This window comes from Tropicimonas sp. S265A, from assembly GCF_049800835.1.
Classification (GTDB): domain Bacteria; phylum Pseudomonadota; class Alphaproteobacteria; order Rhodobacterales; family Rhodobacteraceae; genus Dinoroseobacter.
This window is the reverse complement of record NZ_JBNAFU010000005.1, coordinates 25,820-45,337: the sequence shown is the minus strand read 5'-3', so window position 1 is coordinate 45,337 and position 19,518 is coordinate 25,820. Positions and strand designations below refer to the sequence as shown.

Below are 19,518 nucleotides of genomic sequence, written 5' to 3'. Positions count from 1 at the left end.
CGTTTGCGCGACCTCGGACGCGCCGCTATAGCCAACAGGGACGACGCCCTTTCAACCTAGGGCCGGACAGGTGCCGTGACGGAGCTGACCCACCCCGGGGGCAACCACGCGGATCGTCATGCGGTTTTGCACGGCTTGCCACGGTTCGGCCCGCCTCGACGGATGCTGCCCCATGCTGCGCCCCAACCTTGCTTTTGCCTCCGCCGTCTTGATCCTCGCGCCGGTCTCCGCGATGGCCCACCCCGGTCATCTGGGTGCACTTGCGGGTCATGATCACTGGGTCGCCGGGGCGGCAATCGGCCTTGCCATCGCGCTGGGTCTTTACGGCGCGCTCAAGGGCAAGAAATCCACCGAGGCCGAGCCGGACGAGGCCGAAGAGGACGCGCCCGAGGAGACACCAGCATGACCAAGGTCGGCGTGATGATCTGCGGGCACGGCTCCCGCTCCAAGGCGGCTGTCGAGGAGTTTGCCCAGCTCGCGGACGCGCTTCCAGCCTACCTGCCGCCCGAGTGGGAGACGGATTACGGCTATCTCGAATTCGCCAACCCGGTCATTCGTGACGGCCTCGACCGCCTGCGCGAAAAAGGCTGCGACAAGATCCTCGCCGTGCCGGGCATGCTCTTTGCGGCGATGCATTCGAAAAACGACATCCCTACCGTGCTGACAACCTATGCGGAGCAGCACGGGATCGACGTGTCCTATGGCCGCGAACTGGGGGTTGACCCCAAGATGGTCTCCGCCGCCGCCGCCCGCATTCAGGACGCGGTCGATCAGGCGAACATGACCGACCTCGTCCCGTTGCACGACACCTGCCTTGTCGTCATCGGGCGCGGCGCGTCCGACCCGGACGCCAATGGCAACGTTGCCAAGATCGCCCGCCTCCTGCACGAGGGGATGGGCTTTGGCTGGTGCGAGGTTGGCTATTCCGGCGTGACCTTCCCGCTGGTCGAGCCCTGCCTGAGCCACGCGGCCCGGCTCGGCTACAAGCGCATTGTCGTCTTCCCCTATTTCCTCTTCTCCGGCATCCTGATCGACCGCATCTACGGCTTCACCGATCAGGTCGCCGACGCGCACCCGGATATCGAATTCGTCAAGGCAGGCTACCTCGGCGCGCACCCCCACGTGCTCGAAACCTTCGCCGAACGCGTGATGGAGCAGGTCTCCGACACCCCGCCGCCCAATTGTGGCCAATGCGGCTACCGCGCGCAGGCCATTGCGGCCGCCGACGGCACCACCCGCATCATCACCGCCGAGGAACGCAAACACCCGGCCTTCGGCGCCGTCCCGCCCGCCACTTGCGTGATGTGCAAGTACCGTACGCAGGTGCTTGGGTTCGAGGCAGAGGTCGGCGCGATCCAGGAAAGCCACCACCACCATGTGGAGGGGCAGGGCGCCTCCGCCCCCGGCTCCAACGTGGCCGACTGCACGCTGTGCGACACGTTCTGCACCGGCCTCTGCCGGCTTGAAGCGCAGCACAGTCACAGCCACGACCATGGACATCACCATCATCACGGTCATGACCACGATCATGATCACGACCACCACCACCACGCGCCCTATCCGCATGCCGCCCACCCGCACGGCCCCGAAAGTGCGCGCAAAACGGCAAAGCCCGCGGGCTGATGGCGCGCGCATTCGGCAGTTACCTGGTCGTTGACTGGTCAGCCAGCAACGCGCCAGCACAGGGGCCAAACAGCATCTGGTGGGCGCTTGTGCGTCCCGGCGCGGACCCGGTGCTCGCCAACCCGTCCACGCGGGCAGAGGCCGAAACCCAGATCACGGACCTGATCCTGTCGGAGGCGCGCGCAGGCCGCCGCGTTCTGGCGGGGTTCGATTTCCCCTTCGGCTACCCAGCAGGGTTTGCCGCCACAATCGCCCCGCACGGGACGTGGGTCGATGTCTGGGCACGGCTTGCCGAGGAAATCTCGGACGGGCCGGATAACGCGAATAACCGGTTCGAGGCCGCGGCCCGATTGAACGCGGTCTTTCCGGGTGATGGACCGTTCTGGGGCTACCCGCATCAGCACCATGGCCGCTACGAGGGGTTGCCGTTCACCTGCCCCAATAACTACGGCGGCGCCATGCCAGCGCGGTACCGGCTGGCCGACTCCTCAGCCTCCAGCGCGCAGGAGGTTTGGAAATTGTCCGGTGCGGGCTCTGTTGGCGGGCAGGCGCTGACCGGCCTCCCCGTGCTGGATCGCTTGCGCCGCGCCGTTCAGGCCGCCGTCTGGCCGTTCGAGGGGTGGGAAGGGCGCACAGTCCCGGTTCTGGCGGAGGTGTACCCCTCGCTCGTCGATGTGCCGCAAATCCCGGGTCGTGTGCATGATGCCGTGCAGGTCGAAAGCCTTGCGCGGGCGTTTTGCGCGCTCGATGGGCAGGGGCGTCTCGGTCCGATGCTGGCGTCCGCGGATCAACATCCCGCCGATGTCGTCACGCATGAGGCGACGATCCTCGGCCTCGGTTACGAGGCACTGCTGGGCAAGGCGGTAAAGGCGGCCATTGATGAAATGACAGAGGCCGCATCCGCCGAAGCCCCGCCCATGCGCCCCTATATTCGCGACCCGCAAGCGATCTATGCCCAATCCTTCGCGACAGTGCGGGCAGAGGCCAATCTCGACCGGTTCACCCCGGCGATGGCCAGCCTCGCGACTCGCATCATTCACGCATGCGGCATGGTCGAAGTGGCCGACCGCCTCGCCTACACCAAGAACGCGTTCGATGCCGGGCGTGCGGCGCTTAGCGCGGGCGCGCCGGTCCTGTGTGACTGCGAAATGGTCGGGGCCGGCATCATCCGCCGCTACCTGCCTGCGGATAACGAGGTCATCGTCACCCTGAATGACCCAACCGTGCCGGACCTTGCCAAGGCCATCGGCAACACCCGTTCGGCGGCGGCGGTGGAGCTTTGGCAAGACCATCTTGAAGGCAGTGTCGTGGCAATCGGCAACGCGCCCACGGCCCTCTTTCACCTTCTCGAATTGCTCGATGCAGGCGCGCCGAAACCTGCCGTGATCCTGGGGTTTCCGGTGGGCTTCGTTGGCGCGGCAGAATCGAAAGCCGAACTGGCCAGAAACCCGCGCGGGTCCGAATTTATCGCGCTGCGCGGGCGGCGCGGCGGCTCCGCCATTGCCTCGGCGGCTGTCAACGCGCTCGCCGCAGGCCTGCCGGAGGATCGCGGATGACCCAACCCTGGCTGCATATCGTCGGCATCGGGGAGGACGGGATGAACGGCCTGACCCCCGCCACACGCGCCGTGGTCGAGGCGGCAGAGGTGATCGTGGGCGGTCAGCGCCACCACAACCTGTCGGATGCCGTCACTGCTGAGCGTGTCGCGTGGCCCTCGCCCTTTGACGCGCTTATCGACCTCTTGCGCGCGCATCAGGGCCGCCGCGTCGTCGTGCTGGCCACGGGCGATCCGCTCTGGTTCTCGGTCGGTGCGCGCATCGGGCGCGAGATCGATCCATCCGAGATCACCTATCACCCGCAGGTTTCCGCCTTCCAACTGGCCGCTGCGCGTATGGGGTGGAGCCTTGCGGATGTCGAAACCCTCACCGTGCATGGCCGCCCGGTGGAGCAGATGATCGCCTTCATCCAGCCCGACCAGCGGCTTTTGATCCTGACCACCGGGGCCGACACCCCGGCGCAGATCGCACGGTTTCTGACCGACCGTGGCTTTGGCAAATCGCCCATGACCGTGCTCGCCGCAATGGGGGGGGAGAACGAGGCGCGCTTTGACGGCACAGCCGAAACCTGGACCCATGAGGTGCCGGAGTTCAACACGCTCGCCGTTGATTGCATCGCGGCCCCCGACTGTGCGCTGTTGCCCCGCGTGCCGGGGCTGGCGGATGACCTCTTTCAGCATGACGGCACCATGACCAAGCGCGAGGTGCGCGCGGTGACACTGGCCAAGCTGATGCCCATGCGCGGCGCGCTTTTGTGGGATATCGGCACGGGCTGTGGCTCGGTCGCCGTGGAATGGATGCGTGCGGCGCGCTACGCCCGCGCCATCGGGATCGAGCCGCGCGCTGACCGCCGCGCCATGGCCGCCGCCAACGCGCTGGCCCTCGGTGTCCCGAAGCTGGAAATCGTCGATGGCACCGCCCCCACGGCCCTTGACGGGCTTGAGGCGCCGGATGCGATCTTCGTCGGCGGCGGGCTCGACCGCCACGTTTTCGAGGCCGCATGGGCCGCCCTGCGCCCCCTCGGGCGGTTGGTGGCAAATTCCGTCACGCTTGAATCCGAACAGGTGCTTCTCGATCTGCACCACGCCCATGGCGGCGAACTGGCCAAGCTCAGCGTCCAGCGCGCCGAACCTGTCGGCCCCCGCACCGGCTGGCGGCCCTTCATGCCGGTCACCCAGTGGAGCCTGATCAAGCGATGACCGGAACGCTCTATGGTGTTGGCCTCGGCCCCGGCGATCCGGAGTTGATGACGCTCAAGGCCGACCGGCTGATCCGCGAAGCAAAAGTCGTCGCCTATCCTGCATTGGTGGAAGGCGACAGCTTCGCCCGGTCCATCGCCGCCGCCGCCATCCCCGAGACCGCGCGCGAGATTCGGATCGAGGTGCCCATGACCCCGGCACGGGCCCCGGCGCAAGCCGCCTATGACAGCGCGGCTGAGGACATCGCGCAAACGCTCAGCGACGGCCATGACGTTGTCTGCCTGTGTGAGGGCGACCCGTTCTTCTACGGCTCCTTCATGTACCTGCACGCCCGGCTTGCGGATCGGTTCGATGTGCAGGTCGTGCCCGGTGTGACCTCCATGACCGCCTGTGCCGCCCGCGCCGCCCGCCCGCTGGTGGCCCGGAACGAGGTGCTCACGGTCCTCCCCGGCCCACTGCCCGAAGACACGCTCTACGCCCGGCTGGAGGAGGCGGACACTGTCGTGATCATGAAGGTCGGCCGCCACATCACCAAGATCCGCCGTGTCCTGACCCATGCGGGCCTTGCCGCGCAGGCCCGGTATCTGGAACGGGCAACGCTGCCTGCCGAACGCGCCATGCCACTGGCCGACGCCCCCGATCCCGCCCCCTATTTCTCGATGATCCTTGTTACGAAAGGGGCCGATCCATGGCTCTAACCCCCGTCGTCGTCGCCATTTCTGCCTCTGGCAGCCCGCTTGCCCGGCGCATCGCCGACGCCCACGGTTGGGCCATGCATGGCCGCGCGGGCCGGGCGGTCGGCGCGGATGCCGAGTTTGCCAATGCGCTCATCCATGTGCGCGACCTCTTCGCTGCCGGAAGGCCGGTGATTGGCGTGTGTGCAGCAGGCATCCTGATCCGTGCCGTTGCCCCCCTGCTTTCCGACAAGACGACCGAACCCCCGGTTGTTGCGGTGTCCGAGGATGGCGCGGTCGTCCTACCGCTTCTGGGCGGACACCGGGGCGCGAACCGGCTCGCCCGTCAGATCGCCGACGGAATCGGGGCCACCGCCGCCATCACCACCGCCGGGGATGTGGCGCTGGGCGTGGCCCTTGACGAGCCGCCCGCGGGCTGGGCGCTTGCCAACCCCGCTGACGCCAAGGACGCGATGGCGCAACTCCTTGCTGGCGGTGGGGCGACCGTGACCGGGGACGAAGCCGCCAAGGCGGATTGGCTCGCCGACTTGCCCCAAGGCGACACTGTCACGCTCGCCTGCACGATGGAGCCGCACGATCCCAACCACGCCGCCCTCACGTTCCACCCCAAGCGCGCTACGCTGGGCGTGGGTGCGTCGCGTAACTGCCCCCCCGAAGAACTGATCGCCCTTGTCAATGGGCTTCTGGCCGAGGCTGAACTTGCGCCCGCCGCCCTGCGCGGTATCTACACCGCCGACCTGAAGGCCGACGAGCCCGCCGTGCTGGCGCTTGCCCGCCACCTCGACCTGCCGCTGCGCCTTTTCACCGCCGCGGAACTGGACGCCGAAACTCCCCGCACGGAAAACCCGTCCGACGTGGTCTTTGCCGAGATCGGCAGCCACGGCGTGGCCGAAAACGCAGCCCTTGCCGGGGCGGGGGCGGGGGGCGTGCTCTGGTACCCCAAACGCAAGACCGCCATGGCCACTGCCGCGCTGGCCGTCGCGCCCCAGCCCATCACCGACCTATACGGGCGTCCGCGCGGGCGGCTCTCCATTATTGGCATAGGGCCGGGCCAGTCCGACTGGCGCACGCCCGAAGCCTCCAAACTGATCACGCAAGCCGAGGAGCTTGTGGGCTACGGGCTCTACATCGACCTGCTCGGCCCGCTTGCCCATGGCAAAACCCGCGCCGACTTCCCGCTGGGGGGCGAGGAAGCCCGCTGCCGCTACGCGCTCGAACGCGCGGGCGAGGGGCGCAACGTGGCCCTGATCTGCTCGGGCGACGCAGGGATATACGCCATGGGCGCACTGGTGTTCGAACTTCTGGACCGCGATGCGGAAGCCGAAGGTGTCAGCGATGCCGCCCGCCGTGTCGACGTGGTCTCTGCGCCCGGTGTCAGCGCGCTCCAGGCCGCCGCCGCCCGTGCGGGCGCGCCGCTCGGGCATGACTTCTGCGCGATCTCCCTGTCCGACCTGCTGACCCCGCGGGAAGACATCGTCAAACGCCTGCACGCCGCGGCGGAGGGCGATTTCGTCATCGCCTTCTACAACCCGGTCTCCAAGCGCCGTCGCACCTTGCTGGCCGAGGCGCGGGATATCCTGCTCGCCCACCGCCCCGCCGATACGCCCGTCCTGCTGGCAAGTTCCCTCGGCCGCCCCGAGGAGGAAATCCGCTACCGCCGCCTTGCCGATCTCGATGTGGAAGAGGTCGACATGCTGACCGTCGTGCTGGTCGGGTCCTCGAACTCGCGGCTCGCGCACTTGGGCGAGGGGCCGCGCATGTTCACGCCGCGCGGCTATGCCCGCAAGATCGACGGCGATCTGGTGGCCGAGCGTCACGCGGGCCTGGGCAAATGAGCCTAGCGGTAATCCTGCGGGGCAAGACCCGTGTCGCTGGCCAGATACGTCTCGGCCCCAGGCAGGACATCGGTGTTCTGCGCCGACACGCACGCCCAGCCATCCGGCCCCTGTTGCAGCACGAAACTCAGGATCGTGGTGCGTGCCGCCGCCTCCGACCCGTCGGGCGCACGCTGGCCGCTCAGCCGCATCCGCGCGTGGATCACGGCCACATCGCCCATCTGGCGGACCTTCACCCGCCCCGGCACCAGCTTCGTTTCGGCGAAAAACGAGCCCAACGCATAGCCATGCGCGCGGGCGATGGCGGGGCGGTCCTCCCACCAGATGCCCACGACATTCACGAAATCCGCATCCTCCGCAAACAGCGCGCCAAGGGCCTCCCCGTCGCGCGCCATCCACGCGGCGACAAAGGCGGGAACGAAATCTTCGGGGGCGGCCAGCATCGCGCGGCTCCTGTGAAAGGGACAACACCATGACCGTTTACTTCATCGGCGCGGGCCCCGGCGACCCTGAACTTCTGACCCTCAAGGCGCAGCGCCTGATCGCAGCCTGTCCGGTCTGCCTCTATGCTGGCTCGCTCGTGCCCGAACAGGTGGTGGCCCATGCCCCTGCGAATGCCCGCGTGCTTGATACGGCGTCCATGACGCTTGATGACACGCATGCCGAGATCCTCGCCGCGCATAAGGCCGGCCATGACGTGGCCCGCGTCCATTCGGGCGACCCATCGCTTTATGGTGCGATTGCCGAACAAATCCGCCGCCTGCGCGCCGATGATATCCCGTACGCGGTCGTGCCCGGCGTGCCCGCCTATGCCGCCGCCGCCGCGGCCCTTGGGCAGGAACTGACCATTCCGGAGGTTGCGCAATCGATCATCCTGACGCGCGTGTCGATGAAATCGACCTCCATGCCCCCCAATGAGACGCTGGAGAACTTCGCCCGTACCGGTGCCACGCTTGCCATCCACCTCGGCATCCGTGCTCTGCGCGAGATCGAGCGGGTGTTGACCCCGCACTATGGCGCGGACTGCCCGGTGATCATCGCCTACCGTGTGGGCTGGCCCGACCAGATGTTCCTGCGCGGCACCCTGTCGGATATCCGCGAGAAAGTGCGTGCTGAAAAGATCACCCGCACCGCGCTGATCCTCGTCGGCCCCGCGTTGGCCGAGGTTCAGGAGTTCCGAGACAGCGCATTGTATGATCCCGCGATACCACACGTGCTCAGGCCGCGTATTCGCGCCAATTCGGCAACAGATGGCTGATGACGCCCCCGTCTCCCCGGGGAATCCTTGATTTAATTCATTTCTGACGCAGCTTTACCGTGTGCTCAGGGGGAGCGCTGCCAAGGACGTGCGATCATGTCGAGTTACCTGCCCAAAGAGGTCCGGGAGGGCCTGAACCTTGCCCGCAAGCGCGACGCGCTGAAAAAGAACCGTCTCAAGGTCCGTATCGGGGAAAGCAGCTTTCCCATCCGCACCTTCGGAGAGCGCGATTTCACACTGGCGGTCGAAGACACGCCGAACCTGCGCGGGCTGGTGGATATCTTCGATGGCGGGCGGCACCTCTATCAGGCGCTGATCGTGACCGCGGCGCTCGACGGGCCCGAGATGCGCTATGAGTTCAAGCGCGTCACCGAAGCGCGGGAGACCCCACCGCTCGATTACGACCGGGACGAAGCTGCCCCGGTCGCGCTCTTGCCGCGCCACTAAGCCCTACTGAAGGTCGGAAAACGCATCCTGCAGGCGGCTCACCGCCGCCTCGACCTGTGCGCGCTGCGTGCCCAGATTGAACCGCAGGAAGGTCTCGCCACCCGTGCCAAGCGTATGGCCCGGCGTTGCGGCGATCTTTGCGCGCTCCGCCACACGGGCGGAAAACTCGGCCCGTTCCATCCCCGTGCCGCTGAAATCGACCCAGGACAGGTAGGTGCCCTGCATTGGCATCAGCTTCAGCCCCGGGATCGCATTCACGCCAGCCTCGAACAGTCGGTAATTGCCCTCCAGATAGGCGGTCAGCTGATCGACCCAGGCCGCACCCTCGGGCGTGTAAGCGGCCTCCGTCAGGCGCACGCCAAACAGGTTCGGCTGCATATCAAGCCCACGGAAAAACGCCCGGAACTTCTCGCGCAGCGTCTCCCCAAGGACCGAGATCGTGCCCGTCCGCGCCCCCGCGATATTGAACGTCTTGGACGCAGAGGTGGTCATCACCAGCCGATCAGTGATCTCGGGCGCGGCCACCGGCATCGGCAGGTGCGTCTGCCCGCCATAGGTCAGGTCCATGTGGATCTCGTCCGAGATCAGAAGCAGGTCGTGCTTCTCGCAAAACGCCGCCAGCGCGCGCAGCTCTTCTCGGGTCCAGACCCTGCCCGCCGGGTTGTGCGGGGAGCACAGCATCACCAGCCGCTCGCGCCCCGACAGCAAGGTCTCATAGTGGTCGAAATCCATGCGGTAGAGGCCACCTGCGTCCTGCACCAGCGGCAGTTCCTTCACCACGCGCCCGGTCTTGCCGATCTTGATGGCGAACTCATGGTAGACGGGGGTGAACGTGATCACCTCGTCACCCGGCGAGGTCAGCGCGTTCAGCGTAATGGCGATCCCGTTGCCCAGACCATAGGTCGTGAACATCGCGTCCGTGTCCACGTCCCAGCCGTGGCGCGTGCGCATCCACCACTGGATCGCTTGCGTGTACCGTTCCAGCCCGCAAAAATACCCGTAATCCCCGCGCTCCAGCAGCCCCTGAACCGCGTTCTGCAAAAACGGCGCGGGCGCGAAGTCCATATCCGCGATCCACATCGCAAGGCCTTCGTCGGTCGGAACGCCAAAAGCAGGCTCCATCAGATCCCACTTGGAGCAATCCGTCCCACGCCGGTCCTTTGGCGTGTCAAAATCCATTCTGTTTTCGTCCTTGTGAGTGTGCCTTCACCCTAACGCGCCCGTCCGGAGGGGCAAGGCGATGTTGCACCGCAATCCGCACTCGCTTACATCACCTGTCATGACCATTCGACCGATCCTTATCCATCCAGATCCGCGCCTGAAGAAAACCGCCGAGCCCATCACCGGCGTCTCGGACGAGGTGCGCGCGCTGGCTGACGATATGCTGGCGACAATGTACGACGCGCCGGGCATTGGCCTTGCCGCACCGCAGGTCGGCGTGCTGCACCGGATCATCACGCTCGACTGTAGCCCGAAAGACGCCGAGCCAGAACCCATGGTGCTCATCAACCCCGAGATTGTCTGGTCATCCGAAGACCTGAACACCTACGAGGAAGGCTGCCTGTCCATCCCCGAGCAATACGCCGATGTCGAACGCCCGGCGGAGGTCGAGGTCCGCTGGACATCGCTCGACGGGGCGGAGCAATCGGCCAGAATGGACGGGCTCTGGGCGACCTGCGTCCAGCATGAGATCGACCACCTGAACGGCAAGCTGTTCATCGACTATCTCAAACCGCTCAAGCGCCAGATGATCACCCGCAAGATGGTCAAGCTGAAGCGAGAGCGCGCCCGCGCGTGATCCGCCCCTTCGTACCCTATCCGGATGCGCGCCTGCGGACGCCTGCCGCGCCTGTCGAAACGATCACGGACGACATTCGCGCGATCTGGCAGGACATGATCGACACGATGGAGGCGATGCCGGGCATGGGGCCTGGCGTGGGCCTTGCCGCACCGCAAATCGGCGTAATGCTGCGTCTCGCCGTGGTCGATGCCTCGGACGACCGTGGTCATGCGATCCGCTTCGCCAACCCGGAGATCCTGCATGCCAGCGCCCAGATGCGAGACCATGAGGAAGCCTCCCCGAACCTGCCCGGCGTCTTCGCCAAAATTTCCCGCCCGCGTGCTGTGACCGTGCGGTTCTTAAATGAAACAGGGGCCGTGAAGGAACAGGATTTCGTGGGGCTCTGGGCCACCAGCATCCAGCACCAGATCGACCACCTGAACGGCCGGATGTATATCGACCATCTCAGCCGCACCAAGCGCGAGATGCTGATCAAGAAATCGCGAAAAACCCGGCGCTGAGCCGTCTCAGCAGCAGCGCGCGCCGCCCACGCGCAGCGCATGGTCCTCCGCCGGTTTGCACACCGCCCGTGTCGCAACCAGTGGCAGGGTCAACCGGCCCTCTGCATCTGTCCCTAAAGGGCCCAGATGGTACCGGGCCAGATGCGCATTGCCCGGCGCGAACTCCACCGACAGGGGCGCGTCGGCGAGACCCGGCAGCGCCTCGGCGGACTGGCGCAGAATGCCAGCCAGCTTGCCCGCGCGCATCCACTTGCCACCATAGCCGTCCAGCACCTGCATCTGCGCCTCCTGCCAGTGGCTGCGCCGACCACCGCAATCGATCCCGTCGATCCGCGCGAGTTTCAACTCGGTCACGTGGTAGCCTGCCTGAATGTCCCGCCCGTCCAGTTGGAACACCGCGGCGGCCTCCGGGTCTTGCGCGCTCAGATCCGCGATCAGGTCTGTCAGTGTTGCGGGGGCAGGGGGCATTGCGTACCGTCCTTTCATATCTCAACATCTCAAGGATCATTGAAATATGGAGGAGAGTCAAGTTCTGGGCATGCTGTCGGCCCTGTCCGAGCAGACCCGCCTGCGCATGTTGCGGTTTCTCGTAACACGCGGACCGGACGGCGCTCCGGCAGGGGAGGTTGCGGCGGCAGTCGGCGCCTCCTCCTCGCGCAGCTCGTTTCACCTTTCGGCGCTCGAACGCGCGGGTGTGCTCACATCGGAAAAACGCTCCCGGCAGGTGATCTACCGCGCCAACTTTCCAGCCCTTGGTGCCTTCCTCGCCTTTCTGCTAGAGGATTGCTGCGCCGGTCACCCGGAGGTGCGGGAATGCTGCACCGGCGCGGCGCGTTCCTGAGAAGAGGCTGACAGATGCGGATCGTTTTCATGGGCTCGCCCGATTTTTCTGTGCCCGTGCTCGACGCGCTGGTCGCGGCGGGGCACGAGGTCGCCTGCGTCTACTGCCAGCCCCCACGCCCGGCGGGCCGCGGCAAGAAAGACCGCCCCACGCCCGTGCAAACCCGGGCGGAGGCGCTGGGCCTGCCTGTCCGCCACCCCAAGACCCTGCGCACGCCTGAGGCTCAGGCAGAGTTTGCCGCTCTGAATGCCGATATCGCCGTGGTCGTGGCCTATGGACTGATCCTGCCGCAAGCGGTGCTCGATGCACCTGCGCAGGGCTGCCTGAACATCCACGCCTCTCTCTTGCCGCGCTGGCGTGGGGCCGCCCCCATCCACCGCGCGATCATGGCGGGCGATGCCGAGACCGGGATCTGCATCATGCAGATGGAGGCTGGGCTGGACACCGGTCCGGTTCTGCTGGAAGGCCGGGTTGAGATCGGGGCGGAGGAAACCACGGGCGGCTTGCATGACCGGTTGTCACGTCTCGGGGCCGACCTGATTGTCGAGGCGCTGAGCCGGCTGCCGGATCTCACGCCCAAGCCACAACCCGGAGACGGCGTCACATATGCCGAGAAGATCGACAAGGCCGAGGCGCGCGTCGACTGGACACGTCCCGCCGCCGAGGTCGACCGCCTGATCCGCGGCCTTTCCCCTTTTCCCGGCGCGTGGTGCGAGATTGCAGGGGAGCGTGTCAAACTCCTCGGCGCGCGCCTCGCCACGGGGCAAGGCGCGCCGGGGCAGGTCCTGAGCGGCTTCACGATCGCCTGCGGCACGGGCGCGGTTGAGATCACGCGCGCCCAACGCGCTGGCAAGAAACCGGCCCAAGCGGCAGAAATCCTGCGCGGCCTCACGTTGCCCGAAACTGTGTCCTGACCGACCCGTTTCGTGGCCCGAAAATCACATGAACCCGAGCCATTCGGTTTGCTACATTTTGTAAAACGGCCGGTTTTCGAGTGCTACAAAACGTACAAACGCCCGCATTCCTGAACAAAGGCTTAAGGTTTGTAGGGGGCCATCCCGGCGCGGGCCAACGCGTCGGCGCGCTCGTTTTCAGGGTGCCCGGCATGTCCCTTCACCCATTCCCATGTCACGCTGTGCCGCGCCTGCGCCTCATCGAGGCGGCGCCACAGGTCCTCGTTCTTGACCGGTTTCTTGGTGGAGGTTTTCCAACCATTCCGTTTCCAGCCATGAATCCAACCGGTTACACCCCCTTTGACATAGGCGCTATCGGTCACGACCGTCAGGTTTGAGGGACGCTCAAGCGCCTCCAGCGCGTTGATCGCCGCCAGAAGCTCCATCCGGTTGTTGGTCGTGTCGGCCTCGCCGCCGCTTAACTCTTTCTCTTTCAACACTTTTTCACCGTCGCGCGCGATCAGAAGCGCGCCCCAGCCCCCTGGGCCGGGGTTCCCGGAACACGCGCCGTCTGTGTAGGCAAAAAGATCAGGCATAGGCGGTCAGTCCAAGGCAAACCACGACGATACTGGTCAACAAAATACGAAGCTGCATCCACCATGGTGGCGCAAGTTCTTGTTTCCAATACATGTAATCTAGTGCCAGAAGTCCAATAAATCCTCCGGCCAGATAAAACGCAGCCGCGTTTGCGCCGCCTCCCACCATGAAAAACGCCCAAAGCGCGGGGATGACCGACAACGCATAGCCCGTCGCGGCCACTGCGCCCGTGGCCTGTGTCGCAAAGCCCCAAAGCACGCCGGACATGAAAGACAGGATGATCGTGCCGTAGAAAACCTGCACATATGGCCCCACAAACCGCGGCCCCAGTGCAGATACCCCCCACTGTGCCAGCGCGGTTGAATACAGCGTGGCGGTTCCGAACAGGAACGGGATCAATCCGGCAAGGCCAAGGATCAGGGCGGCGCGGGGGATCTGTGTCAAAAAAAGCCTCTGTCGAGCGGACGTCGATGGTGTGCTCCGAGGAGGTACCCGAAACCGGGCCGATTGCAAGTGTCAGGCACGCTCCAGCGCGAGGCGACCCGCAAGTGCGGCAAAGAGCGTCGCAAAGGTGCGGTTCAGCCACGCCATCACCCGTTCCGATCCCAGCACCCAGTCGCGCGTCTTGGCTGCAAAGAGCCCATAGATCAGGAACACGCCAAAGGTCATCCCCATGAAAACGCTTCCTAAAATCAGCATCTCGGTGGTTGCCGAGGCCGCATTGCCGCTCAGGAATGGCGGCAGGAGGGCGAGGAAGAAGATCGACAGCTTCGGGTTCAGGATATTGATCAGAGCGCCACGGCGGGCCGTCAGGAACAGGGCCTCAGCCGACCGGTCAGGCCGGACCTGCAACGCCCCGCCCGAGCGCAGCGACTGCCAGGCCAGCCACAGCAAGTACGCCACGCCAGCAAATTTCACAGCCGTGAAAAGCACGGCAGATGTGTGCAGAACGGCCGTAAGACCAAGGATCGCCGCCGCCAGATGCGGAACAATCCCAAACGTGCAGCCCAAGGCAGCAGCCATTGCCGCGCGACGGCCCTGACCGAGGGCAACGGCAAGGGTGTAAAGAACGCCGGTGCCGGGGGCTGCGACGACAACGAGGGCGGTGATGAGAAACTGGACAGAAATCATGTGCGGACCGTGGCACGCGCTGGACCGCCTGTCTATTCACCACGCGCGCACACTATGTCTCAGGCAGGTTCACGCAGAACCCGGGGCACCTTGAACTCAACGTTCTCGACGGCAGTTTCGACCTGCTCCAAGGTGACATCAAATCGGTCGCGGAACGCATCGATCACTTCATTGACGAGCACTTCCGGAGCGCTGGCCCCGGCCGTGATCCCGATGGACCCGATCCCCTCCAACGCGCGCCAGTCGATGTCCTCCGCCCGCTGAACCAGTTGAGCATAGGCGCATCCGGCAGAGCGGCCAACCTCCACAAGACGTTTGGAGTTCGAGGAATTCGGTGCCCCGATCACCAGCATTGCATCGGCCTTCGGCGCCATGGCTTTTACAGCGCCCTGCCGGTTCGTGGTCGCATAGCAGATGTCTTCCTTGTGTGGACCGACGATAGTTGGAAATCGGGCCTGAAGTGCGGCGACAATGCCTGCGGTGTCGTCAACCGACAACGTGGTCTGCGTGATGAAGGCCAGCTTTTCCGGATCGCGCGGGGTGATCTGCGCAACGTCTTCTTCGGTTTCCACAAGGATGACCTCTCCGTGAGGAAGCTGTCCCATTGTACCGATTGTTTCTGGATGGCCCGCATGTCCGATCATTACCATCTGCAGCCCGTTGGCGTGGTGCCGTTCGGCTTCGATATGGACCTTGCTGACAAGGGGGCACGTCGCGTCGACGTAGATCATCTCACGTCGGGCCGCCTCTGCCGGGACAGCCTTGGGCACCCCGTGCGCCGAGAAAATGACGGGGCGGTCATTGGGGCAATTATCCAGCTCCTTTACGAAGACCGCGCCCTTCTCGCGCAAGCCATCGACCACATACTTGTTATGAACAATCTCGTGCCGCACGTATACCGGCGCGCCCCATTTCTCCAAAGCCATCTCGACGATCTTGATGGCGCGATCCACGCCGGCGCAGAAGCCACGCGGCGCTGCCAGATACAGGGTCAAGGGCGTTTTGGTCATGGATCGCCTCGGGTCAGAATACAGCAGACGCCTTCTGAATAAGCCTTGGCGAGAGCCTTGGCCAGAGCGCCATTGCCGCGATGGATGAAAACGGGTTCACGTAGAGGGCGCGATGGATGTGCGCGCGTGCACCTGGAAACTTTGCGCCTACATCGTAGAAACACGCAACAGGTCGATGCGCAGACCCCAAGAGCGCGGATGACGACCCTCCAAAGAAAAGACCCGCGCTAAGGCGGGTCTGATCGTGGCGATAGGGGGGTAGTTTATTCCGCCGTTTCAACCTCGGGCGCCTGTTCGCGAACTTCGCGAGGCTCCCGCGGTGGCCGACCGATGATTTCCTTGAGCTCATTGAGTTCGATGAAATTGTCGGCCTGACGGCGCAACTCGTCCGAGATCATCGGCGGCTGCGACCGAATTGTGGAGACCACCGACACACGCACACCGCTGCGTTGCAGGGCGGCGATCAATGGGCGGAAGTCTCCGTCACCTGAAAACAGGACGGCATGGTCGATGTGGGGCGCTAGTTCCATCGCGTCCACAGCCAGCTCGATGTCCATGTTTCCCTTTACCTTCCGACGGCCTTGGCTGTCTGTGTACTCCTTCGCGGGTTTCGTCACCATGGTGAACCCGTTGTAGTGGAGCCAATCGACAAGAGGACGGATCGGAGAGTAATCATCGTTTTCCAAGAGAGCGGTGTAATAGAACGCACGCAGCAACTTTCCGCGACGCATGAATTCCTGCCGCAACAACTTGTAGTCGATGTCAAAGCCCAGCCCCTTGGCTGCGGCGTAAAGATTGGAACCGTCAATAAACAGCGCCAATCGATCGTCTTTGTAAAACATCAATGTTCCCTTCGATAATGCGCTTCATCAAATCCGTGAGTGTGATGGAAAAGAGTTTGATGAAACGCGCGGCTGAAAATATAGCACTCAAACCGTTTCGCAACCGCTATTGTCATCAAAATGTTAACCATCGGCCTGATCGCACTCGGTGCAAACCTCCCTTCCGGCGACAATCCGCCGAGAGTGACCTTAGGGAAAGCTCTTAATTACTTGTTTAATGACAAGGTGTTGGAGATTTCGCGCAGCTCGTTCTACGAAACGCCGGCGTTTCCGGACCCCTCGGCACGACCTTACGTCAATTCGTGCGTGTGCTTGCAGACATCTCTGTCAGCAAAAGCGCTTTTAAAGCATTTGCACTCGGTTGAGGACCGTTTGGGCCGGGTGCGTGACGAGCGTTGGGGCGCACGCGTGATCGATCTTGACCTTCTGTCATTTGGCGCAGCTGTCGTTCCTGACCGCGCCACGTACGACCAGTGGGCGGATTTGTCCCGGACTGACCAGTTAGCACGGACCCCTGACGAATTGATTCTGCCCCATCCGCGTATCGCCGATCGCAGCTTTGTTCTGGTGCCATTGGCCGAAATCGCCCCGTTGTGGCAGCATCCCGTGACCGGATTGACCGTCAGGCAGATGCTCGACCGGCGCTCAAAGGCTGAAATTGACGCGATCAGGCCGATCCGCACCGCGAATTCGGGTTGTCAAGACTAACGAGAGGCCTTAAATCCCACCAACCGCCCCTTTCTTGGATTGGAGAGACCAATGGCCCGCGTGACGGTTGAAGATTGCGTTGATAAAGTTCCCAACCGGTTTGAGCTGGTTATGCTTGCCGCTCACCGTGCTCGCGAGATTTCGTCCGGTTCTCCCCTGACGGTCGAGCGTGATAACGACAAAAATCCCGTGGTTTCGCTGCGCGAGATTGCCGAGGAAACGCAGTCCGCAGATGCCCTCCGCGAGCGTCTCATCGAGTCGAACCAGACCCAGATCGAGGTTGACGAGCCGGAAGACGACAACATGGCGATCCTGATGGGGCCGCAAGCTGACAAGCCCGCCGAGGACGACATGTCCGAAGAGAAGCTGCTGCGCGCATTGATGGAAGCGCAGGGTCAGGCCTGACCCCAAGCCCCGGAGGCGTTACCGGACCCTATGCTCGAAGCTCGTGATCTGGTCGCGCTGATCAAGAATTACAATCCGAACTCCAACGCCGACCTGATCATGTCGGCCTACGCTTATGGGCGCGAGATGCATGCCGGGCAAACGCGGCATTCGGGCGAAGAGTACTTCATGCATCCGGTCGCGGTGGCGGCAATCCTTGCCGAACAGCGCCTTGATGACAGCACCATTGTCACGGCCCTTCTTCACGACACTCTGGAAGATACCAGATCGACCTACGCCGAGCTCGAAGCGCATTTCGGACGCGAAATTGCGGAGCTTGTAAACGGCGTAACCAACCTGACAAACTTGGAGCTGTCCAGCCGCGAGACAAAGCAAGCGGAAAACTTCCGCAAGCTGTTCATGGCGATGTCGAAGGATCTGCGGGTCATTCTCGTCAAACTCGGCGACCGGCTGCACAACATGCGCACGATCAAGCACATGCATGCCGAAAAGCAGGTCAAGAAAGCGCGCGAAACGATGGACATCTACGCGCCGCTGGCCGGGCGCATGGGCATGCAGTGGATGCGCGAGGAGTTGGAGGATCTGTCCTTCCGGGTCCTCAATCCCGATGGCCGCCAGTCGATCATGCGCCGCTTCATCAAGTTGCAGCAGGAAACCGGTGATGTGGTTCAGAAGATCACAACGGATATCCGCAACGAACTTGAGAAGAACGATCTGACAGCGGATGTCTACGGCCGGGCCAAGAAGCCCTATTCTATCTGGCGCAAGATGGAGGCCAAGCAACTCGGCTTTTCGCGACTCTCTGATATTTACGGGTTCCGTGTGATCACCATGTCCGAAGCCGACTGCTATGCGGTTCTGGGGGCACTGCACCAGCGGTGGATGGCCGTTCCGGGGCGGTTCAAGGACTATATCAGCCAGCCGAAGTCGAACGGGTATCGGTCGATCCACACGACGGTCTCCGGTCGGGATGGCAAGCGCGTGGAAATCCAGATCCGCACCCGGGAAATGCACGAAGTGGCAGAAGCCGGGGTTGCGGCGCACTGGTCGTACCGAGATGGCGTGCAGGTGGAAAACCCGTTCGCCGTCGATCCGGCAAAATGGATCTCATCGCTCAGCGAGCGGTTCGAGCAATCGGAAGACCACTCCGAATTTCTCGAACACGTAAAGCTGGAGATGTATTCCGATCAGGTGTTTTGTTTCACGCCGAAGGGCGAAGTGGTGAAGCTGCCCAAGGGGGCGACGCCTCTGGACTATGCTTATGCCATCCACACACGGATCGGCGACAGTTGCGTCGGGGCCAAGGTCGATGGTTTGCGCGTGCCCCTGTGGACCCGGCTGAAGAACGGCCAGTCGGTGGAAATCATCACCGCCGACGGACAGCGCCCTCAGGCGACTTGGATCGATATCGTTGTGACGGGCCGCGCGAAACAGGCAATCCGACGGTCACTGCGCGAAGAAGACCGCGCGCGGTTTGTCAAACTTGGGCAGGAGCTTGCGCGCGTGGGGTTCGAACATGTGGGCAAACGCGTCAGTGACAAGGCCCTGAAGACCGCCGCCGGGCTCCTGGGAATCGGGTCTCGGCAGGACCTGCTGGCGGATCTGGGGAGCGCGCAGATCACCGCGCGCGAGGTGGTCGAAGCGCTGTACCCCGATCTTGCGGGGCAGGACGGAGACGAGGTTGCAGCCGAAAGCGCAGTGATCGGTCTGGACCAGAATCAGAGCTTCCAGCGGGCGCGTTGCTGCCAACCAGTGCCTGGTGAGCGCATCGTTGGAATCGCCTACAAGGGACAGGGGGTGCGCGTACACGCCATTGATTGCCCCGCCCTTGAGGAATTCGAGGATGAAATGCGGCGATGGATTGACCTGCAATGGCATTCCGGGCGCCATGCCGCAGCACATTCGGTGACGTTTGATGTCACCATCGGCAATGATCAGGGTGTGCTGGGGCGAATCTGCACATTGATTGGAGAACAACGGGCAAATATCAGCGACTTGCGCTTTGTTGACCGGAAACCGGACTTTTATCGCCTACTTCTGGAAGTAGAAGTCCGGGACCTGGAGCATTTGCACCGTGTAATGACCGCCGTTCAGGCCGACAGCGATGTCGCCCAGCTCGAACGTTACCGCGATATGAGCCGCAGGCCCTGACGGGTTCACGTGGCTCGGTAAAAAGT

Annotated in this window: 23 protein-coding genes; 15 read left to right on the top strand and 8 right to left on the bottom strand. The window is 63.9% G+C overall.

Annotated elements, in window-relative coordinates; translation table 11 throughout:
• Window positions 1-172 precede the first annotated feature (172 nt).
• From ACP15N_RS13255 to cobJ, 6 genes are all read left to right on the top strand, one after another.
• A complete protein-coding gene (locus ACP15N_RS13255) occupies window positions 173-406 on the top strand; it encodes a DUF6732 family protein (RefSeq protein WP_425092787.1) in 234 nt (77 codons plus the stop codon).
• The gene (locus tag ACP15N_RS13250; protein ID WP_425092786.1) at window positions 403-1,623 is read left to right on the top strand and encodes a sirohydrochlorin chelatase; all 1,221 of its coding nucleotides are present in this window, start codon (window positions 403-405) and stop codon (window positions 1,621-1,623) included. Before ACP15N_RS13255 ends, ACP15N_RS13250 begins: the two co-directional genes overlap by 4 nt.
• Window positions 1,624-2,540: 917 nt before the next feature.
• Entirely contained in the window at window positions 2,541-3,179 is a 639-nt protein-coding gene (locus ACP15N_RS13245; RefSeq protein ID WP_425092977.1) for a precorrin-8X methylmutase, read from the top strand.
• Window positions 3,176-4,378 (top strand): precorrin-6y C5,15-methyltransferase (decarboxylating) subunit CbiE, encoded by a 1,203-nt coding sequence (cbiE, locus tag ACP15N_RS13240; RefSeq protein WP_425092785.1) that lies wholly within the window; start codon window positions 3,176-3,178, stop codon window positions 4,376-4,378. Before ACP15N_RS13245 ends, cbiE begins: the two co-directional genes overlap by 4 nt.
• Complete coding sequence (cobI, locus tag ACP15N_RS13235) at window positions 4,375-5,076, top strand: precorrin-2 C(20)-methyltransferase (protein ID WP_425092784.1); 702 nt, start codon at window positions 4,375-4,377, stop codon at window positions 5,074-5,076. Before cbiE ends, cobI begins: the two co-directional genes overlap by 4 nt.
• A complete protein-coding gene (gene cobJ / locus ACP15N_RS13230) occupies window positions 5,067-6,908 on the top strand; it encodes a precorrin-3B C(17)-methyltransferase (RefSeq protein ID WP_425092783.1) in 1,842 nt (613 codons plus the stop codon). The genes cobI and cobJ overlap by 10 nt, the downstream gene beginning before the upstream one ends.
• A gap of 2 nt (window positions 6,909-6,910) precedes the next feature.
• Here the strand turns inward: cobJ and ACP15N_RS13225 are convergent, their stop codons facing one another.
• Window positions 6,911-7,351 carry a YybH family protein gene (locus ACP15N_RS13225; RefSeq protein WP_425092782.1) on the bottom strand — a complete coding sequence of 147 codons (441 nt, stop codon included), beginning with the start codon at window positions 7,349-7,351 and terminating at the stop codon, window positions 6,911-6,913.
• Between the two features lie 29 nt (window positions 7,352-7,380).
• On the opposite strand from ACP15N_RS13225, the gene cobM reads away from it, so the two are divergent.
• Both cobM and ACP15N_RS13215 read left to right on the top strand, forming a co-directional pair.
• Window positions 7,381-8,166, top strand: a complete 786-nt coding sequence (gene cobM / locus ACP15N_RS13220) for a precorrin-4 C(11)-methyltransferase (protein ID WP_425092781.1) — start codon at window positions 7,381-7,383, stop codon at window positions 8,164-8,166.
• A 96-nt stretch (window positions 8,167-8,262) separates the two neighbouring features.
• The gene (locus ACP15N_RS13215) at window positions 8,263-8,613 is read left to right on the top strand and encodes a hypothetical protein (protein WP_425092780.1); all 351 of its coding nucleotides are present in this window, start codon (window positions 8,263-8,265) and stop codon (window positions 8,611-8,613) included.
• A 3-nt stretch (window positions 8,614-8,616) separates the two neighbouring features.
• On the opposite strand, the gene ACP15N_RS13210 is transcribed toward ACP15N_RS13215, so the two are convergent.
• Window positions 8,617-9,792 (bottom strand): MalY/PatB family protein, encoded by a 1,176-nt coding sequence (locus ACP15N_RS13210; protein WP_425092779.1) that lies wholly within the window; start codon window positions 9,790-9,792, stop codon window positions 8,617-8,619.
• A gap of 100 nt (window positions 9,793-9,892) precedes the next feature.
• Here ACP15N_RS13210 and def (ACP15N_RS13205) point away from each other — a divergent pair, with 100 nt between their 5' ends.
• Complete coding sequence (def, locus tag ACP15N_RS13205; protein WP_425092778.1) at window positions 9,893-10,411, top strand: peptide deformylase; 519 nt, start codon at window positions 9,893-9,895, stop codon at window positions 10,409-10,411.
• A complete protein-coding gene (gene def / locus ACP15N_RS13200; protein ID WP_425092777.1) occupies window positions 10,408-10,914 on the top strand; it encodes a peptide deformylase in 507 nt (168 codons plus the stop codon). The genes def (ACP15N_RS13205) and def (ACP15N_RS13200) overlap by 4 nt, the downstream gene beginning before the upstream one ends.
• Window positions 10,915-10,920: 6 nt before the next feature.
• Here def (ACP15N_RS13200) and ACP15N_RS13195 read toward each other — a convergent pair whose 3' ends face one another.
• Window positions 10,921-11,382 (bottom strand): DUF6428 family protein, encoded by a 462-nt coding sequence (locus ACP15N_RS13195; protein WP_425092776.1) that lies wholly within the window; start codon window positions 11,380-11,382, stop codon window positions 10,921-10,923.
• 46 nt (window positions 11,383-11,428) lie between these two features.
• Between ACP15N_RS13195 and ACP15N_RS13190 the strand changes: the two genes are divergently transcribed.
• Together ACP15N_RS13190 and fmt are read left to right on the top strand one after the other, a co-directional pair.
• A complete protein-coding gene (locus ACP15N_RS13190) occupies window positions 11,429-11,755 on the top strand; it encodes an ArsR/SmtB family transcription factor (RefSeq protein ID WP_425092775.1) in 327 nt (108 codons plus the stop codon).
• A gap of 14 nt (window positions 11,756-11,769) precedes the next feature.
• Window positions 11,770-12,669 (top strand): methionyl-tRNA formyltransferase, encoded by a 900-nt coding sequence (gene fmt / locus ACP15N_RS13185; protein WP_425092774.1) that lies wholly within the window; start codon window positions 11,770-11,772, stop codon window positions 12,667-12,669.
• Window positions 12,670-12,791: 122 nt separating this feature from the next.
• Here fmt and rnhA read toward each other — a convergent pair whose 3' ends face one another.
• The 5 genes from rnhA to ACP15N_RS13160 form a co-directional block, all read right to left on the bottom strand.
• Window positions 12,792-13,244: a ribonuclease HI gene (gene rnhA / locus ACP15N_RS13180; RefSeq protein WP_425092773.1), complete on the bottom strand. Its 453-nt coding sequence runs from the start codon at window positions 13,242-13,244 to the stop codon at window positions 12,792-12,794.
• Window positions 13,237-13,689: a DUF3429 domain-containing protein gene (locus ACP15N_RS13175; protein WP_425092772.1), complete on the bottom strand. Its 453-nt coding sequence runs from the start codon at window positions 13,687-13,689 to the stop codon at window positions 13,237-13,239. The genes rnhA and ACP15N_RS13175 overlap by 8 nt, the downstream gene beginning before the upstream one ends.
• A 72-nt stretch (window positions 13,690-13,761) precedes the next feature.
• Window positions 13,762-14,376, bottom strand: coding sequence for a LysE family translocator (locus tag ACP15N_RS13170; protein WP_425092771.1), 615 nt, complete (start codon window positions 14,374-14,376; stop codon window positions 13,762-13,764).
• 59 nt (window positions 14,377-14,435) lie between these two features.
• Window positions 14,436-15,386 (bottom strand): 4-hydroxy-3-methylbut-2-enyl diphosphate reductase, encoded by a 951-nt coding sequence (ispH, locus tag ACP15N_RS13165; protein ID WP_425092770.1) that lies wholly within the window; start codon window positions 15,384-15,386, stop codon window positions 14,436-14,438.
• Window positions 15,387-15,649: 263 nt separating this feature from the next.
• Window positions 15,650-16,228, bottom strand: a complete 579-nt coding sequence (locus tag ACP15N_RS13160; protein WP_425092769.1) for an NYN domain-containing protein — start codon at window positions 16,226-16,228, stop codon at window positions 15,650-15,652.
• A gap of 120 nt (window positions 16,229-16,348) precedes the next feature.
• On the opposite strand from ACP15N_RS13160, the gene folK reads away from it, so the two are divergent.
• From folK to ACP15N_RS13145, 3 genes are read left to right on the top strand one after another with little or no spacing between them, the layout of a single operon-like run.
• On the top strand, window positions 16,349-16,936 hold the full coding sequence (gene folK, locus ACP15N_RS13155) for a 2-amino-4-hydroxy-6-hydroxymethyldihydropteridine diphosphokinase (RefSeq protein WP_425092768.1): 588 nt from the start codon (window positions 16,349-16,351) through the stop codon (window positions 16,934-16,936).
• Between the two features lie 51 nt (window positions 16,937-16,987).
• The gene (gene rpoZ, locus ACP15N_RS13150; RefSeq protein ID WP_425092767.1) at window positions 16,988-17,341 is read left to right on the top strand and encodes a DNA-directed RNA polymerase subunit omega; all 354 of its coding nucleotides are present in this window, start codon (window positions 16,988-16,990) and stop codon (window positions 17,339-17,341) included.
• 30 nt (window positions 17,342-17,371) lie between these two features.
• Window positions 17,372-19,492: a RelA/SpoT family protein gene (locus ACP15N_RS13145; protein ID WP_425092766.1), complete on the top strand. Its 2,121-nt coding sequence runs from the start codon at window positions 17,372-17,374 to the stop codon at window positions 19,490-19,492.
• The last annotated feature ends 26 nt before the right edge of the window (window positions 19,493-19,518 follow it).

Bases quoted from the DNA above. Each gene is read 5' to 3' on its own strand.
- ACP15N_RS13250 (WP_425092786.1), top strand. From the start codon at position 403: ATGACCAAGGTCGGCGTGATGATCTGCGGGCACGGCTCCCGCTCCAAG.
- ACP15N_RS13170 (WP_425092771.1), bottom strand. From the start codon at position 14,376: ATGATTTCTGTCCAGTTTCTCATCACCGCCCTCGTTGTCGTCGCAGCC.
- rpoZ (WP_425092767.1), top strand. From the start codon at position 16,988: ATGGCCCGCGTGACGGTTGAAGATTGCGTTGATAAAGTTCCCAACCGG.
- ACP15N_RS13190 (WP_425092775.1), top strand. From the start codon at position 11,429: ATGGAGGAGAGTCAAGTTCTGGGCATGCTGTCGGCCCTGTCCGAGCAG.
- def (WP_425092778.1), top strand. From the start codon at position 9,893: ATGACCATTCGACCGATCCTTATCCATCCAGATCCGCGCCTGAAGAAA.
- folK (WP_425092768.1), top strand. From the start codon at position 16,349: ATGTTAACCATCGGCCTGATCGCACTCGGTGCAAACCTCCCTTCCGGC.
- ACP15N_RS13160 (WP_425092769.1), bottom strand. From the start codon at position 16,228: ATGTTTTACAAAGACGATCGATTGGCGCTGTTTATTGACGGTTCCAAT.
- ACP15N_RS13255 (WP_425092787.1), top strand. From the start codon at position 173: ATGCTGCGCCCCAACCTTGCTTTTGCCTCCGCCGTCTTGATCCTCGCG.
- rnhA (WP_425092773.1), bottom strand. From the start codon at position 13,244: ATGCCTGATCTTTTTGCCTACACAGACGGCGCGTGTTCCGGGAACCCC.
- cobM (WP_425092781.1), top strand. From the start codon at position 7,381: ATGACCGTTTACTTCATCGGCGCGGGCCCCGGCGACCCTGAACTTCTG.
- cbiE (WP_425092785.1), top strand. From the start codon at position 3,176: ATGACCCAACCCTGGCTGCATATCGTCGGCATCGGGGAGGACGGGATG.
- ACP15N_RS13215 (WP_425092780.1), top strand. From the start codon at position 8,263: ATGTCGAGTTACCTGCCCAAAGAGGTCCGGGAGGGCCTGAACCTTGCC.
- ACP15N_RS13195 (WP_425092776.1), bottom strand. From the start codon at position 11,382: ATGCCCCCTGCCCCCGCAACACTGACAGACCTGATCGCGGATCTGAGC.
- ispH (WP_425092770.1), bottom strand. From the start codon at position 15,386: ATGACCAAAACGCCCTTGACCCTGTATCTGGCAGCGCCGCGTGGCTTC.
- ACP15N_RS13145 (WP_425092766.1), top strand. From the start codon at position 17,372: ATGCTCGAAGCTCGTGATCTGGTCGCGCTGATCAAGAATTACAATCCG.
- ACP15N_RS13225 (WP_425092782.1), bottom strand. From the start codon at position 7,351: ATGCTGGCCGCCCCCGAAGATTTCGTTCCCGCCTTTGTCGCCGCGTGG.
- cobI (WP_425092784.1), top strand. From the start codon at position 4,375: ATGACCGGAACGCTCTATGGTGTTGGCCTCGGCCCCGGCGATCCGGAG.
- ACP15N_RS13245 (WP_425092977.1), top strand. From the start codon at position 2,541: ATGCGCCCCTATATTCGCGACCCGCAAGCGATCTATGCCCAATCCTTC.
- ACP15N_RS13210 (WP_425092779.1), bottom strand. From the start codon at position 9,792: ATGGATTTTGACACGCCAAAGGACCGGCGTGGGACGGATTGCTCCAAG.
- cobJ (WP_425092783.1), top strand. From the start codon at position 5,067: ATGGCTCTAACCCCCGTCGTCGTCGCCATTTCTGCCTCTGGCAGCCCG.
- fmt (WP_425092774.1), top strand. From the start codon at position 11,770: ATGCGGATCGTTTTCATGGGCTCGCCCGATTTTTCTGTGCCCGTGCTC.